This is a genomic window from Bacillus sp. BD48 (genome assembly GCF_046566805.1).
Taxonomy (GTDB): domain Bacteria; phylum Bacillota; class Bacilli; order Bacillales; family Bacillaceae; genus Bacillus; species Bacillus safensis.
Window position 1 is genome coordinate 272,094 of the sequence record NZ_JANGFM010000003.1, and the last position, 13,988, is coordinate 286,081.

12 protein-coding genes and 1 other annotated feature are annotated in these 13,988 nt (G+C 43.0%); of the genes, 5 read left to right on the forward strand and 7 right to left on the reverse strand.

The annotated features are described in order from the left end of the window. Positions 1 to 28: 28 nt before the first annotated feature. Positions 29 to 988 (reverse strand): type I pantothenate kinase, encoded by a 960-nt coding sequence (coaA, locus tag ACLGGR_RS11375; RefSeq protein ID WP_024428044.1) that lies wholly within the window; start codon positions 986 to 988, stop codon positions 29 to 31. A gap of 190 nt (positions 989 to 1,178) precedes the next feature. On the opposite strand from coaA, the gene ACLGGR_RS11380 reads away from it, so the two are divergent. Then, the gene (locus ACLGGR_RS11380) at positions 1,179 to 2,507 is read left to right on the forward strand and encodes a CoA-disulfide reductase (protein WP_410973093.1); all 1,329 of its coding nucleotides are present in this window, start codon (positions 1,179 to 1,181) and stop codon (positions 2,505 to 2,507) included. Positions 2,508 to 2,570: 63 nt separating this feature from the next. On the opposite strand, the gene ACLGGR_RS11385 is transcribed toward ACLGGR_RS11380, so the two are convergent. Next, a complete protein-coding gene (locus ACLGGR_RS11385) occupies positions 2,571 to 3,347 on the reverse strand; it encodes an SDR family NAD(P)-dependent oxidoreductase (RefSeq protein WP_410973094.1) in 777 nt (258 codons plus the stop codon). A 12-nt stretch (positions 3,348 to 3,359) separates the two neighbouring features. Continuing rightward, a complete protein-coding gene (locus tag ACLGGR_RS11390; RefSeq protein WP_410973095.1) occupies positions 3,360 to 4,310 on the reverse strand; it encodes an MBL fold metallo-hydrolase in 951 nt (316 codons plus the stop codon). Positions 4,311 to 4,476: 166 nt separating this feature from the next. Next, positions 4,477 to 4,688 (forward strand) — a binding site (T-box leader). Between the two features lie 41 nt (positions 4,689 to 4,729). Between ACLGGR_RS11390 and proC the strand changes: the two genes are divergently transcribed. Further along, positions 4,730 to 5,557, forward strand: coding sequence for a pyrroline-5-carboxylate reductase (gene proC / locus ACLGGR_RS11395; protein WP_252056241.1), 828 nt, complete (start codon positions 4,730 to 4,732; stop codon positions 5,555 to 5,557). 39 nt (positions 5,558 to 5,596) lie between these two features. Here the strand turns inward: proC and ACLGGR_RS11400 are convergent, their stop codons facing one another. Both ACLGGR_RS11400 and ACLGGR_RS11405 read right to left on the reverse strand, forming a co-directional pair. Then, positions 5,597 to 6,073: a DinB family protein gene (locus tag ACLGGR_RS11400; protein WP_410973096.1), complete on the reverse strand. Its 477-nt coding sequence runs from the start codon at positions 6,071 to 6,073 to the stop codon at positions 5,597 to 5,599. A 131-nt stretch (positions 6,074 to 6,204) separates the two neighbouring features. Beyond that, positions 6,205 to 7,818, reverse strand: a complete 1,614-nt coding sequence (locus ACLGGR_RS11405) for a M20/M25/M40 family metallo-hydrolase (RefSeq protein WP_251216572.1) — start codon at positions 7,816 to 7,818, stop codon at positions 6,205 to 6,207. A 140-nt stretch (positions 7,819 to 7,958) separates the two neighbouring features. On the opposite strand from ACLGGR_RS11405, the gene namA reads away from it, so the two are divergent. Then, positions 7,959 to 8,975, forward strand: a complete 1,017-nt coding sequence (gene namA, locus ACLGGR_RS11410) for an NADPH dehydrogenase NamA (RefSeq protein ID WP_410973097.1) — start codon at positions 7,959 to 7,961, stop codon at positions 8,973 to 8,975. A 120-nt stretch (positions 8,976 to 9,095) separates the two neighbouring features. Then, positions 9,096 to 9,860 carry an alpha/beta fold hydrolase gene (locus ACLGGR_RS11415; protein ID WP_410973098.1) on the forward strand — a complete coding sequence of 255 codons (765 nt, stop codon included), beginning with the start codon at positions 9,096 to 9,098 and terminating at the stop codon, positions 9,858 to 9,860. Between the two features lie 46 nt (positions 9,861 to 9,906). Here ACLGGR_RS11415 and ACLGGR_RS11420 read toward each other — a convergent pair whose 3' ends face one another. Further along, positions 9,907 to 11,214, reverse strand: coding sequence for an aspartate aminotransferase type Ic (locus ACLGGR_RS11420; protein ID WP_410973099.1), 1,308 nt, complete (start codon positions 11,212 to 11,214; stop codon positions 9,907 to 9,909). A 139-nt stretch (positions 11,215 to 11,353) separates the two neighbouring features. Further along, entirely contained in the window at positions 11,354 to 12,283 is a 930-nt protein-coding gene (gene rnz, locus ACLGGR_RS11425; RefSeq protein WP_251216568.1) for a ribonuclease Z, read from the reverse strand. Between the two features lie 221 nt (positions 12,284 to 12,504). Here rnz and zwf point away from each other — a divergent pair, with 221 nt between their 5' ends. Further along, positions 12,505 to 13,980 (forward strand): glucose-6-phosphate dehydrogenase, encoded by a 1,476-nt coding sequence (zwf, locus tag ACLGGR_RS11430; RefSeq protein ID WP_142945949.1) that lies wholly within the window; start codon positions 12,505 to 12,507, stop codon positions 13,978 to 13,980. The last annotated feature ends 8 nt before the right edge of the window (positions 13,981 to 13,988 follow it).

Genomic DNA, 13,988 nt, shown 5'->3' on the forward strand with positions numbered 1-13,988 from the left:
CCGCTCTCTCGTTTGAGCGGTTTTTTCTTTATACCCGGCGGATGGCGATCTCTTCCACCTTGTGCTGATCGCCTTTTTTCAAAATGAGATCAGCTCGATATTTTGTCGGTAAAATATTTTGATATAAATTAGGGCGATTCACGGTATTCCAAATCGTGCTTGCCATCTGATCTGCCTCTTCATCCGTCAAATCTTTATATTGATGAAAAAAGGATTCAGGATCTTGGAAGGCTGTTTCTCTGAGCAAACGAAACCGTTCTTTATACCATGATTGAATTTGCGTTTCAGCGGCGTCTACATAAATCGAAAAATCAAAGAAATCTGATACAAACACACGCGGTTCATCCTTCAGATCATCCAGCGCTGGTGATTGGAGCACATTGATTCCTTCAATAATGACAATATCAGCATCCTCTACTGTTTCATACACCCCTTCAAGCCGGTCATAGGTCAAATGCGAATATACCGGGGCATGCACAGTTTGTTTACCTGATTTTAATTCATTTAAAAAAGATAGAAGGGCTTTGACATCATAGCTTTCCGGGAAGCCTTTCTTTTCCATCAGTCCTCGATCCTTTAATTCTTTTTGAGGATATAAAAAGCCATCTGTTGTCACAAGACTCACCTTCAGCCCATCTCCAAGCCTCGATAAAAGCGTTTCAATGATACGAGCGGTTGTGCTTTTCCCGACAGCTACACTTCCAGCAATTCCAATTAAAAAGGGAATTTTGGCATGATGCGGGTAGTTTAAAAAGGCATTCACATGCTGGTTTTTTTGTTTTTCTGCAAAGACATGTAATGTCAGAAAACGAATAAGCGGTATGTAAATATCTCGAACTTCTTCAAGCGATAAATAGTCATTTAACCCTTGCAGCGCTCTTGCTTCTTCTTCTGAAACAGATACCGGCATATACTCTCCAAGAGCTGCCCAGGCCTCTCTCGTATGGCGCGTGTATAGCGTATTAAAATCTAGTCGCGTGTCACTCAAAGTCTTTCCCACCAATCTTCACTAAACTCGTAACCTAAAAAGACGATAATCCGATTGTAGCCTAAAATGAAGGCGCTGTCTTTATTTTTCAACTAAAGTTTGCTTCTTTTGCGAAAAAAAAAGCATTAAAAAGAGGAATATGAGGGTAAATAAGAGTATTCAGTACGATAGATAGAAGGGAGCACACCAAATGAAATATGTGATGATTGGCGGAGATGCAGCTGGAATGAGCTGTGCTATGCAAATATATAGAGAGGATCCAGATGCACACATTGTTGCATTTGAAAAAGGAGAGATTTTCTCATATGGACAGTGCGGACTCCCCTACTTGATCGGCGGTCTCATTGATCATCACAGAAAGCTGATTGCACGCAGTGCTGAAACTTTTCGTGACAAATATGGAATTGACGCCAGATGCTTACACGAAGTGACCTCCATTGACCCAGAGCAAAAAACAGTGTCGGGTCATCATACGAAAACAAAAGAACCCTTTATAGAAAGCTATGACCGCCTCTTAATTGCGACAGGAGCAAGCCCTGTCACACTGGATTTAGACAGCCAGCCATTAGAAGGCGTACACGTATTAAAAACCATCCCGCATGCGCTCTCCATTTTAGACCATTTAAAAAAGGACATCACACATGTCACGATCATTGGCGGTGGATATATCGGCCTTGAAATGGCTGAAAATTTAAAAGCGCTGGGAAAAAACGTACATATCATTCAGCGGGGAGCGACACTCGGCCCGGGCTTTGACTCCGATATGGCAAAATACCTGAAAGAAGAGGCTGACGCCAAGGGTATTCACGTATCGCTTGGAGAAACGGTACAGCAATTAGAAGGCAAGTCACATGTCACTGCTGTTATCACAGACAAACAAACCATTCAAACAGATATGGTCATCATGGCCATCGGCGTCACTCCTCAAACCTCCTTTTTACATCATACCGGAATCAAGCGGCTTCAAAATGGCGCTATTGCAGTGAATCAATACATGCAAACCAATATAAAAGACATTTATGCTGCTGGTGATTGCGCGGCGACCTATCACCGCATCAAAAAATCACTGGACTATATTCCGCTCGGCACAACTGCGAATAAACAAGGGAGAATCGCAGGCTTTCATATGACAGGGACAAACCGGGCGTTTCAAGGCGTGACTGGAACAGCCGTCATGAAATTTATGGACATGACAGCGGGACGAACAGGCTTATCAGAAAAAGAAGCAAAAGAAGCGGACATTCCTTTCTCCGTCATCACTATTGATAGTACAGATCGCGCAGGGTATTACCCAGAAGCGCAGAAAATGAAAGTGAAACTGATCTACAGAAGCGATGACCATATTTTGCTTGGTGCCCAAATCATCGGGAAAAACGGTGTTGATAAACGGATCGATGTAGTGGCGACTGCCCTTTACCAAGGACTGACCATAACAGACCTTGAAGATTTAGATATTAGCTATGCACCGCCTTTTAACAGTGTATGGGACCCTCTTCAGCAAGCGGCAAGACGGATATAGAACGTGTCACAATGAAGTCTTACCTCAAAAAAAGAAACCAGTTCAAAACCGGTTTCTTTTTCGTTACTTTTTCATCATTGCTTTGCGTGCTGCTTTTTCAAATAAAAATGGAAATAGCTGATACAGTTTGCTGCCAGCATTCATCCAGCCGGGCAGATTAATCTCTCTCTTTTTCGTCATCATGGCTGATACGACCTTCCCTGCCACCTTGTCCGCACTCAGCATCATAAAATCAACGTTCTTCACATATTCACCGCTGCGGTCAGCGATGGTAAAGAAGTCTGTGGCAATCGGTCCTGGATTGACCGTCGTCACGTGAATGCCTGAGTCTGCCAGCTCCATTCTGAGGCTGTTTGAAAATCCAAGAACGGCATGCTTTGATGCGGAATAAATAGCTGATTTGGGAGTTGCAATCTTTCCTGCCTGGGATGCGATATTGATAATATGTCCCTGCCCTCTTTGCTTCATCTCAGGGATGACCTTTTTCGTGCAGGCGATTAAGCCAAACACATTCACCTCAAACATCGACACCATTTCCTCTATGGTGGCATCTTCTACGAGATCGAATACGCCAAAGCCGGCATTGTTGACCAAAATATCGACCGGCCCCACTTCTTCATACGCCCGATCAATGCCCTCAAGCTGGCTGACATCAAGCTGAGCAATGTGGCACACCCCGCCAGCACTCATAATTTTTTCTTTCACACCAGTAAGCTTTTCCACTCGTCTTGCTGAAATGATGATTTCTGCGCCTTCTTCTGCTGCCAAGTACGCCATTTTTTCACCAATGCCCCCAGATGCGCCTGTAATCCAAATTCTTTTTCCTGTCAATCGCCCCATGCGTTTCACTCCTTAGTTTGCCCTGTAATAGACGATCCCGTCTTTTTGCACTTCTTTAATTTGCCCAGCCGCTAAGAGCACATCCAGCTGACCGACTGTCTCTGACATCGTTAAAAACAAGGCCTCTTCATACATCACAGGAAATAGCTTACGGCAAAGATGAAAAGCCGTCATTTCTTTTTGTTTAAGCAGCTGATACATCGTATTTGCTCGTTTCTCTTGTTTCTTAAATCTTTCTTCAATCAATTCATGGTGGGACGTGATGAGCTGACCGTGTCCTGGATAAATCGTCTTGATTGGCAGACGCAATAACCGATTGAGTGATGCTTTATATTGAAGCAGTGATTTTTGACGTTCCTCGCCTTCATACGGTGCTTCCATTAACGGATTAGAAGAAATGGTCGTCAAAAGCAGGTCGCCTCCAATAAAATTCCCCGTTGTTTCATCTAAAAAGGAAAGATGAGACTGTGCGTGTCCGGGTGTTTCCATCACAAGGAAGTGTTCATGCCCGTTCAAACGATCACCTTCTTTTATGATCTCATCTACATGTGAAGTACAAGAATATGTATAAGATTGCTTCACCATTTTTTCACACTCATTTTGTCGAAGCGGGACACCTAACTGCTGAAAAAAAGGAATCATAAAGTCCACTTGGCGCTGCTTAAACACTGGATCCTGACTAATATACGGCTCATTTAGCTGGTGTCCAATCACACGGACATGAGGTTTCATCAAATTTAATAGACCGACATGATCTGCATGATGATGGGTCAGCACCACTTGATCAATATCGTCTATCGATAAACGATGTTCCTTTAATTGCGTGACAAAGGCATGCTCTGCCTCTTCTGTCATCGGCCCGCAATCTACTAAGGTTACGGCTTCTCCTTTTAATACATATGCATGCACATCCCCAACGGCAAACGGCGTCGGGATGGATAATTGAATGATGTCTTCTTTCACTTTTATACGTCATCTCCTGCTTTTTGACTCATGATTGTGGGACTCAGTCTTCTTACTTCATTGTATCTTGCAAAAGGCAGACTGTCATGCGGTTTAGATGGGCAATTTTTTTAACTGCCCCTATTGACATAAACTTGTCCATCGTTGCATAATGAACAACAAATATAGATGTGCGATGATAAGGATTAGTAAGCAAAATAATGATGCAAGAGAGTGAGGTCCGCCGGCTGAAAGACTTCACCATCCTCTTATTTGCTGAACCTGCCCTTTGAGCTGTTAGGCAAACCTAAACGTATCCCGCGTTAAGGGACTAGAGCTGAGTATGCGTGTTTGCATGCTAATTGAGGGTGGTACCGCGAAAAACCTTTCGTCCTTTTCAGGCGAGAGGTTTTTTTATTTTCTACAAGGAGGAGCAGCTTATGAGTAAAATTGGATTTATCGGTGCAGGCTCAATGGCAGAGTCTATGATCAAAGGTTTATTAAAAAGCGGCATTATGTCGAATGAAGATATCATTGTCACAAACAAAACGAATGAAAAACGATTAGAAGAATTACAGGTACGTTATGGGGTCAAAACGGATTTCGCTCGGTCCTTTATTTATGAAGAAGCGGATATTCTCGTTTTTGCCTTAAAACCGAAGGATGCAGAAAGCGGAATTTCTGAAGTCCAGCCTCATTTACATGGACAGCTGATCATTTCTATTTTAGCTGGTATTTCCATTGAAACGATTCAACACTATGCTGGCGGAAAGACAGCAGTCGTTCGTGCGATGCCAAATACATCAGCGGCGATCCAGCAGTCAGCAACAGGTATTGCCGTAAGTCATGAAGTGACAGAGGAGCAAAAGAAAAAAGCCGTCGAGCTGTTTGAAACAATCGGGCATGTCACAGTATTGGATGAATCGCAGCTAAATGCTGTGACAGCCATCGCAGGCAGCGGCCCTGCCTTCATTTATCATTTGATTGAAGGAATGGAGCGAGGTGCTTCGGAACTTGGAATGGACCAAGCAACTGCGAAATTACTCATTTGCCAAATGATTGCGGGCGCCGCCAACATGCTTCAAGACAGCGGTAAAGAACCTGCCGAACTGCGCAAAGAAATCACAAGTGAAGGCGGAACAACAGAAGCCGGCCTGAACACACTGGCTGCCTATCAATTTGAAGAAGCCGTTGTCGATTGTGTCAAAACAGCCACTAAACGCGCAGCAGAATTAAATGAAATGTTTTCAGCAAGCACGTATAAATGAATTTGAAAAGCACCTGTTTTGATGACAGGTGCTTTTTCATTACCTCTTTGACATGATGGCTTTGATTTGGTCCAGATGATGTTGTTCATGTAAAGCGATGGTTTCAGCTAATATTTGAACGGTCATCACTCCTTCTTCCGGATGCAGGCCTGATTGTTCCCAAATATCTTTTTCTAATAGCCGAAGCGTGTTGTTTCTTCTCTCTTTCATCCGTTTGATCAATGCTTTGATCTCGTCAGCGTTATACCATTCATACGCTCTTTCTTTCACGTATATTTCAGGATCATACGATTGAAAGGGCGTATGATCCTCTGATATCGCCTGCTCTATCCGCTCTGACCAGACTTCTTCTGTGTCATACAAATGCCCGGTGAGCTGCTTGATTGACCACTTCCCCTCCCCCAAAGATTGATCCAATGTGTGCTCATCACATGCCTCCATTAACTTCTCTAGTTCACGCATACTTTCCTGAAGCGATGTGATGATGTCTGTTTTTGTTAATTTCCCAGTTTCCATTTAATTTCTCAATCCCCCTTCAAATAAATGTAAGTCTTCTTCAATATCATACTCTATTTATCTAAGTGGAAGGATCGTTTATTTAAAAATAGAAGCCCTATCATTAAGATAGGGCTCTTCATCACATCTACTTACTTTTTCTCTAATAAAGCATGAATCGCTGATTCTAGTAGTCCTGGCAAAATGCCAAAAGAGAACGGGACGTGCAGCCGTTCTGTCCATTTGTGCGGGTCCTTTCCTAGTGGACCTATGTTGATGACTGGAACGTAAAGGGCTTCCTTTTCTCCTTGTGGTAAAGAATAGCCTTTTTGGTAAAGCGGCATATTGGTCGTGTAATGACCTACCTCCTGCTTTTCGAGCTGCAAGTAACTTAAATCAGACAATCCCGGGAAATATTTCACTTCCTCTACTTCAAGTCCATACACCTCTTTTGCCTCTTTTTGAATCTTCTTTAATGTCGTCTGAATATGCGGATCTTCTGTTGAGGACACTGAAGGGTAAAATGGCGGACTATAAAATAAAACAATCAGCGGTCCATCTTCCTTACAAAGCGTCGTCAGCTCCGAGACAATTTTCGTTGAAAAATCACGATCCCCAAGCTCACCTCGGTTGGCGAATGCATAGTTGACAATGCGCTCGACTTCCTGCTCGCCAGAGCGTTCTGCGGCTTTTTGATACAGCTCGTGATACGTGAGAACCGTAACCTGAGTGTCTATTGGTGTAAAGTGTTTAAAGCGCTGAAAGTCAGCTGTTTTCTGCTGAAGATTGGCCTCGATTTGGTCTGCTGCTTGTTTCGCAGTATCATAGAGAAGGCCGTGCAGTTCTTCACTTGAACGTTTCATCATGAGCACATTAAATAAAGATACAGCTGTGTGAGGTGTTTGAACGGAATAGGCTTCTTTTAAGTCCTTTTGCATCAAGTTCGTTGGGGGCGGTGTTACTTCACCATCTACTTCCTCACAATAATCACTATTGAGCTCCAACAGCCTGTTTAATTCAGATACCATAAAATTCGCATTTAAGCCTGAGAATGGCTCTCCTACATGCGTTTCGATCCCTTTACAGAAAAATCCGGCTAATACCTTTCCTATACTGCCTGTATACATATAATGATGTTCATCCCCTGGATACTTTTCAAACATGGGCTCACTGTTTAAACACGCAGTATAGTCAAGGTCATGCTTTTCTTTAAGCTCTTTTAGCTTCGGCACAGCCTCAAGCATTCCTTGTGAATTCACTTCTTCATCAGGAACTGTGACGAGCAGGACATTTCCATCAAATGTTTCTGTCATCGCTCTTTCTAGCATAGAAAGCTGCACGGTGAGACCTGCTTTCATATCCATGGCCCCTCTTCCAAACAACCAGTCTCCTGAAGCAAGGTCTTTTCTTGCCCGCTTTGGAAGAAGCGCACTTTTTTGCGAAAAGGATGCCATTAACTCTTCAGGCTTGCATGCCATGTTTTGAAATTCGCCGTAATCTTCTGTATCGACTACATCAAAGTGACTAAGAAGCAGCACGGTACGCCGCAGCGTACTGCGCTTCACAAGTGCCGTTAAATAATACCGGCCATCTTTCATCGGATGCAAAGCCAAATGGTCAGGATTCTGCTCAAAATAAGGCCGCTCCCTCAGCAAGTAATATAAATATTCCGCTAACGCGACTTCTCCTGTTGTACCTGATATGCTTTCATACTGCATAAGAGCTGTCAGGAGCTCCTTTAGTTCACTCTCTGTTTGCCATTTCATCCGTTCTCCCCCTTTGATGTCTCTATCTCTCCATTATACAAAAACGTGTATAAAAGCTATATTCTTTGAGCACCTTTTATGACGAAAGTTTGAATGGCTGTTATAATCGGCTATACAATTTCATGAGGAGGCGAAGGTATTTGGAAACAAAACTCTTTTCACCTTGGTCATTAAAAGGTGTTACACTGAAAAACCGCATCGTGATGTCCCCGATGTGTATGTATTCATCCTATGACCGTGATGGGAAATTACAGCCTTTCCACTTCACACATTATATTTCCCGTGCACAAGGTCAGGCTGGCCTCATCATGGTGGAAGCAAGTGCTATATCTCCCGAGGGAAGAATTAGTGATCATGACCTCGGTATTTGGAGTGATGAGCACATTGAAGGTTTCGCTTCATTAAACGAACAAATTAAAGCATATGGAACGAAGACAGCTATCCAGCTAGCCCATGCAGGACGTAAGGCTGAACTTGACGGAGACATTCTTGCACCATCAAGCATCCCATTTGATGAAACATCTAAAATCCCTGTCGAGATGTCTATTGATCAAATCAAAGATACTGTTCAGGCGTTTCAGGATGCAGCTGTACGGGCAAAAAAAGCGGGCTTTGACATCATTGAAATTCATGGTGCACATGGCTATTTGATCAATGAATTTCTTTCACCGCTGGCGAACCACCGAACAGACGACTATGGCGGTTCACCAGAGAACCGTTATCGTTTCTTAAGAGAAGTCATAGATGCAGTCAATGCCGTATGGGACGGACCTTTATTTGTCCGTGTGTCGGCTTCTGATTACACGACAAAAGGACTTGATATTGCAGATTATATTGGGATTGCCACTTGGCTCAAAGAGCAAGGTGTCGACTTAATTGATGTCAGCTCAGGTGCTGTCGTACAGGCGAAAATCAACACATTCCCCGGCTACCAAGTAACATTCGCAGAGAAAATAAAAGAAGGTGCCGGCATTCAAACAGCTGCTGTCGGTCTCATCACATCTGGTGTGCAGGCAGAGGAGATTTTACGAAATCAGCGTGCGGATTTGATCTTTATTGGCAGAGAATTTTTACGGGATCCATACTTTCCAAAAACAGCTGCTCAAGAGCTCCGTACATCCATCGAAAGCCCGCGTCAATATGATCGCGCTTGGTAAAAGCGCTTAGGAAAAAAGGTGTCTATTTTTCGAAATAGGCATCTTTTTTGTTTTTAAGAGAAACATATCTGCCTTTTGTGCCGTCTTTTAGCTAAAGAACCACTTAGAGGAGATGGAAGAATGAATTCGGCAATGATTGAAAAAATGTATCATATAGATGGACACCATTTTTATACAAAACATCGTCAAGGCAAAAGGCAAGCCACGATTATCTTTGAAGCAGGCTACGGCATTTCTAGTGATACGTGGTCGAATGTGGCACGTGATATTGACCCAGAGCTTGGGGTTTTCTTATACGACCGTTTAGGAAATGGAAAGAGCAGTGAGAGCGGTGAAGGAAGAACCTTGCATGATCTCGCTGATGATTTAGATGCGCTGCTGAAAGAAGCCAATATTCAGCCGCCATTTCTCATTGTTGCTCACTCATTTGGCTCTCTTGTCAGCCGGTTATGGGCAAGCCGCAGAGGAGATGATGTCATTGGTATGGTGCTGCTAGACCCAGCAAGTGAGGAGCAAGAGCAGGTGATTCTGCCGCTTTTATCAAAAGAAGAACGCACTTCATATATGGCGCAGTTTACAGAAGAATGTACGCATGAGGACTTTCAGCAAATGTTAAGCACAATCAAAGAGGAGCAAACCCATTATGGGATGATGCCGCTTCTTGTCATTTCATCAGGTAAGAGCCGATTGTTTCACCCAGCGCATGAAGCTTGGCTCAGGCTTCATAAACGCATGCTGTCTTTGTCATCCCAAAGCGGATGGATTCAGGCGCAGAACAGCTCGCACTATATTCATCATGATGAACCACATATTGTACAGCTTGCCATCTATGATGTATGGTGCGCAGCCAAACAGCCTGTCTCCTATTATCAAACTGCCAATTAAAACGAAAAACTCCTTGACCTGTTATGAGTCAAGGAGTTTCTTTTCTTTATGCCGTTGGAGCCGATTGACTTTTTTTAGAAAGCAGCTTTTCAATGCTGACAAGCTGAACACATAATGTAAAAATGTCAATCGCTTGCTCTAGTTCTTCAAGTGCCGGGAATGTTGGTGCGATGCGAATGTTACGATCAAGCGGATCTTTCCCATATGGATATGTTGCACCTGCACCTGTCATTGTGACACCTGCTTCTTTTGCTTTTTGCACAACAGCTTTTGCACAATGATCAAGTGTATTTAAACTAATGAAATATCCGCCATTTGGCTTGTGCCATTCAGCGATGTCTTTCCCGCCAAGTTTTTCGTCAAGAATGGAGAGAACGAGGTCAAATTTCGGCTTAATGATCGCTGCATGCTTTTTCATATGTTCCTTCAAACCTTCAGGATTTTGGAAGAAACGAAGATGTCTTAGTTGATTGATTTTGTCTGGTCCGATCGTTTGAATCGACAGTTGCTTTTGAGTGAAGCTCACATTGTCCGGGCTAGACGCCATCAGTGCAACACCTGAGCCTGGGAATGTAATTTTAGACGTAGACGCAAACATAAACACACGGTTTGGGTATCCTGCCTCTTCTACTGCTTGAAAAATATCTTTTAACGTATCAGGTGTATCTGTTAGATGATGGACTGCATATGCATCATCCCAAAAAATACGGAAGTCGTCTGCTTTTGTTTTCATTGAAGCTAGGCGGTCAACGACCTCATCTGAATACGTAATGCCGTCTGGATTGCTATATTTCGGTACACACCAAATGCCTTTAATCGCTTCATCTTCTGCGACCAATTTTTCTACCTGATCCATATCAGGCCCATCAGCCTTCATATCGACCGTGATCATCTCTATGTTAAATAGCTCACAAATGGCAAAGTGACGGTCATACCCTGGGCTTGGTGCAAGGAACTTTACCTTTGGCAGCTCTCCCCAAGGTGTTTTGCTGTCACATACGCCGTGAGTCATCGCACGTGCAATGGTATCATGCATCATATTCAGGCTTGAGTTACCGCCGATGATGATTTGTTCTGGCTTTAAATTGAGTACTTCTGCAAAAAATTTCTTCGTTTCAGGAAGGCCTGTCAAGCCGCCATAGTTTCGCACATCTGTGCCATCTTCAGCTGTCATTGCATCCTTTGATGTCACAACATCGAGCATGCCCATAGACAAATCGAGCTGTTTTGGTGAAGGCTTCCCTCTAGACATGTCTAAGTGCAAGTTTTTACTTTTGTAAGTTTCATACTCATTTTGTAGTGCCACATATAGGTCATTCAATTCTGCTTCACTTAATGCTGTAAAACCGCTCATCTTTGATTGTGCCTCCCGTATTCTTCATAGTTTGATTCATCATTTGTTTTTTCTTCACCATTTTACCACTACCTGAAAAAGAGCGTCATCATAAATATCAAAAAAATCACACAACTTTTTTTGACGATTCATCCAATTTTTACAGGCTGCGTTCAATGGGGAAGGAAGAGAAATCATGTGCAGCTTCTGTCAGCGGGAATATATCGCGGGCTTCTTTCAACAGTTGTTTCAGTGCTTCTTCTCCTTGGTAACGTGCACTTATATGGGTCAAAATGAGCCTCTTTGCGCCTGCTTCCTGTGCTGTTTTCGCTGCTTGTTCTGTTGTGCTGTGATAATAATTGTAGGCTAAATCTGCATCTTCTTTACCGAATGTTGCTTCATGGACTAACACATCCGCATTTTTGGCAAGCCTTGTTATATTCTCGCACAAACGGGTATCTCCTGAAAATGCAACGATTCTCCCTTTTTTAGGGGGTTCCAAATAATCGGTTCCATCGATGATTCTTCCATCTTCGAGTGTCACGGTTTCCCCATTTTTCAACTTCTGATACAAAGGTCCAGGTTTTACACCGATTTCTTTTAGGTCTTCGGCTTTTAATGAACCAGGCATATCTTTTTCCACAACCCGATAGCCGTAAGCTGGAATCCCGTGAGAGACTCTTCTTGCTTCTACTTGAAAGGTATCATCTTCAAACACGATCCCTTCATCTATTTCTATGATATGCAGCGGATATGTCAAATGCGTTTGCGAGGCTGAAAGTGCTGCGTTCACAAAGGCCTTGATGCCCTTTGGTCCATAGATCGTCAATTCATCCTCCCCGCCTTGAAAGGATCTGCTGCCAAGGAGTCCCGGTAGGCCATATACATGATCACCGTGCATATGTGTGATAAATATTTTCTCGATCTTTCTCGGTTTAATCGTTGTATGTAAGATTTGATGCTGCGTCGCTTCTCCGCAATCAAAAAGCCACACTGCATTTCTTTCTTCTAAAAGCTTTAGCGCTGTGCAAGTGACGTTTCTTGTTTTTGCAGGTATGCCTGCACCTGTTCCTAAAAAGAGCAGTTCCATTACTTTTCCTCCTAAAGCCGGTATACAATATCTTCATTCATATAGAATACATGAAGACAAGGTAAATGTGAATTCAGCGGAATTTTTGAAAAAAGTGAAATGAGAGCAGAAAAAGTCGAATCAAATGTTTGCTTTACGAACAATGAAGCTTTAAAATAAAGAAAATGTACATACATTCTCGGTTTTTACAACAACGCTACGAATAAAGTGAGGTACTTCTCGTGAATACAGAAACTAACAACCCTAAAGCAGTCATTGTCATTTTTGGCGCAACAGGAGACCTTGCCAAACGCAAGCTCTACCCTTCTATACATAGACTTTATCATAGCGGAAAGCTAGGTGATCAATTCGCTGTTGTCGGAGTTGGACGCCGTCCGTGGTCTCATGAGGACCTCAGAGCTGTGGTAAAGGAATCTGTTTCTTCTGATGATGCAGAAGCGAAAACAGAGGAATTCATTTCACATTTCTATTATCACGATTTTGACGTATCAAGCCCTGCTTCCTATCAATCGCTTAACACGCTTCTAACAGGCCTTGAAGATACGTACAGTATCCCAAATAACCGCATGTTCTATTTAGCTATGGCACCGGAATTCTTCGGAACGATTGCGAAGTTCCTAAAGAGTGAGGGCGTATCAGAAACAACCGGCTGGTCACGACTTGTCATTGAAAAGCCATTTGGGCATGATCTGCCAAGTGCCAAAACATTAAATGAAGAAATTCGTGATGCATTCACAGAAGATCAAATTTATCGTATTGACCACTATCTTGGTAAACAAATGGTTCAAAACATTGAGGTCATCCGCTTTGCGAATGCTATCTTTGAACCACTTTGGACAAACCGCTATATTTCAAACATTCAAATTACATCCAGTGAATCCTTAGGGGTTGAAGACCGGGCTCGATATTACGAAAATTCTGGTGCACTAAGAGATATGGTCCAAAACCATATGCTTCAAATGGTTGCCCTTTTAGCAATGGAGCCGCCAATTAAACTCAATACAGAGGAAATCCGCAGCGAAAAACGGAAAGCATTGCGCGCTCTTCGTCCTTTCTCTAAAGATGAGGTCGATCAATTCTTTGTCCGCGGACAGTATGATGCTGGGACGATGAATGGAAATGTCGTTCCTTCTTATTTGGAAGAGCAAAATGTTGATCCGAATTCAAACACAGAAACGTTTGTGGCAGGGAAACTGCTGATTGATAACTTTAGATGGGCCGGCGTGCCATTTTACATTCGTACAGGAAAACGGTTAGAAAAGAAATCTACTCAAATCGTGGTTCAATTTAAAGACATTCCAATGAACCTGTACTATGGAAACGGGAATGCCATGCATCCAAACTTACTTGTCATTCACATTCAGCCAGATGAAGGCATCACCCTTCACCTGAATGCTCGCAAGCTGGATGGCGGCACGTATGCGAAACCGATTAAGCTCGACTACCAAACAAACTACAACGACATCATGAATACACCAGAAGCATATGAAAAGCTGATTCATGACTGCTTGCTAGGCGATGCGACAAACTTTGCTCACTGGGACGAAGTAGCACTTTCTTGGAACTTCGTTGATCCGATTTCTGAGAAATGGGCAGAAAGCAAAACATTAAAACCAAACTATCCTGCAGGTTCTATGGGACCGAAAGAAGCAGATGAGCTTCTCGAAAAAGATGGTTACCATTGGTGGAATATATAAAATCATAT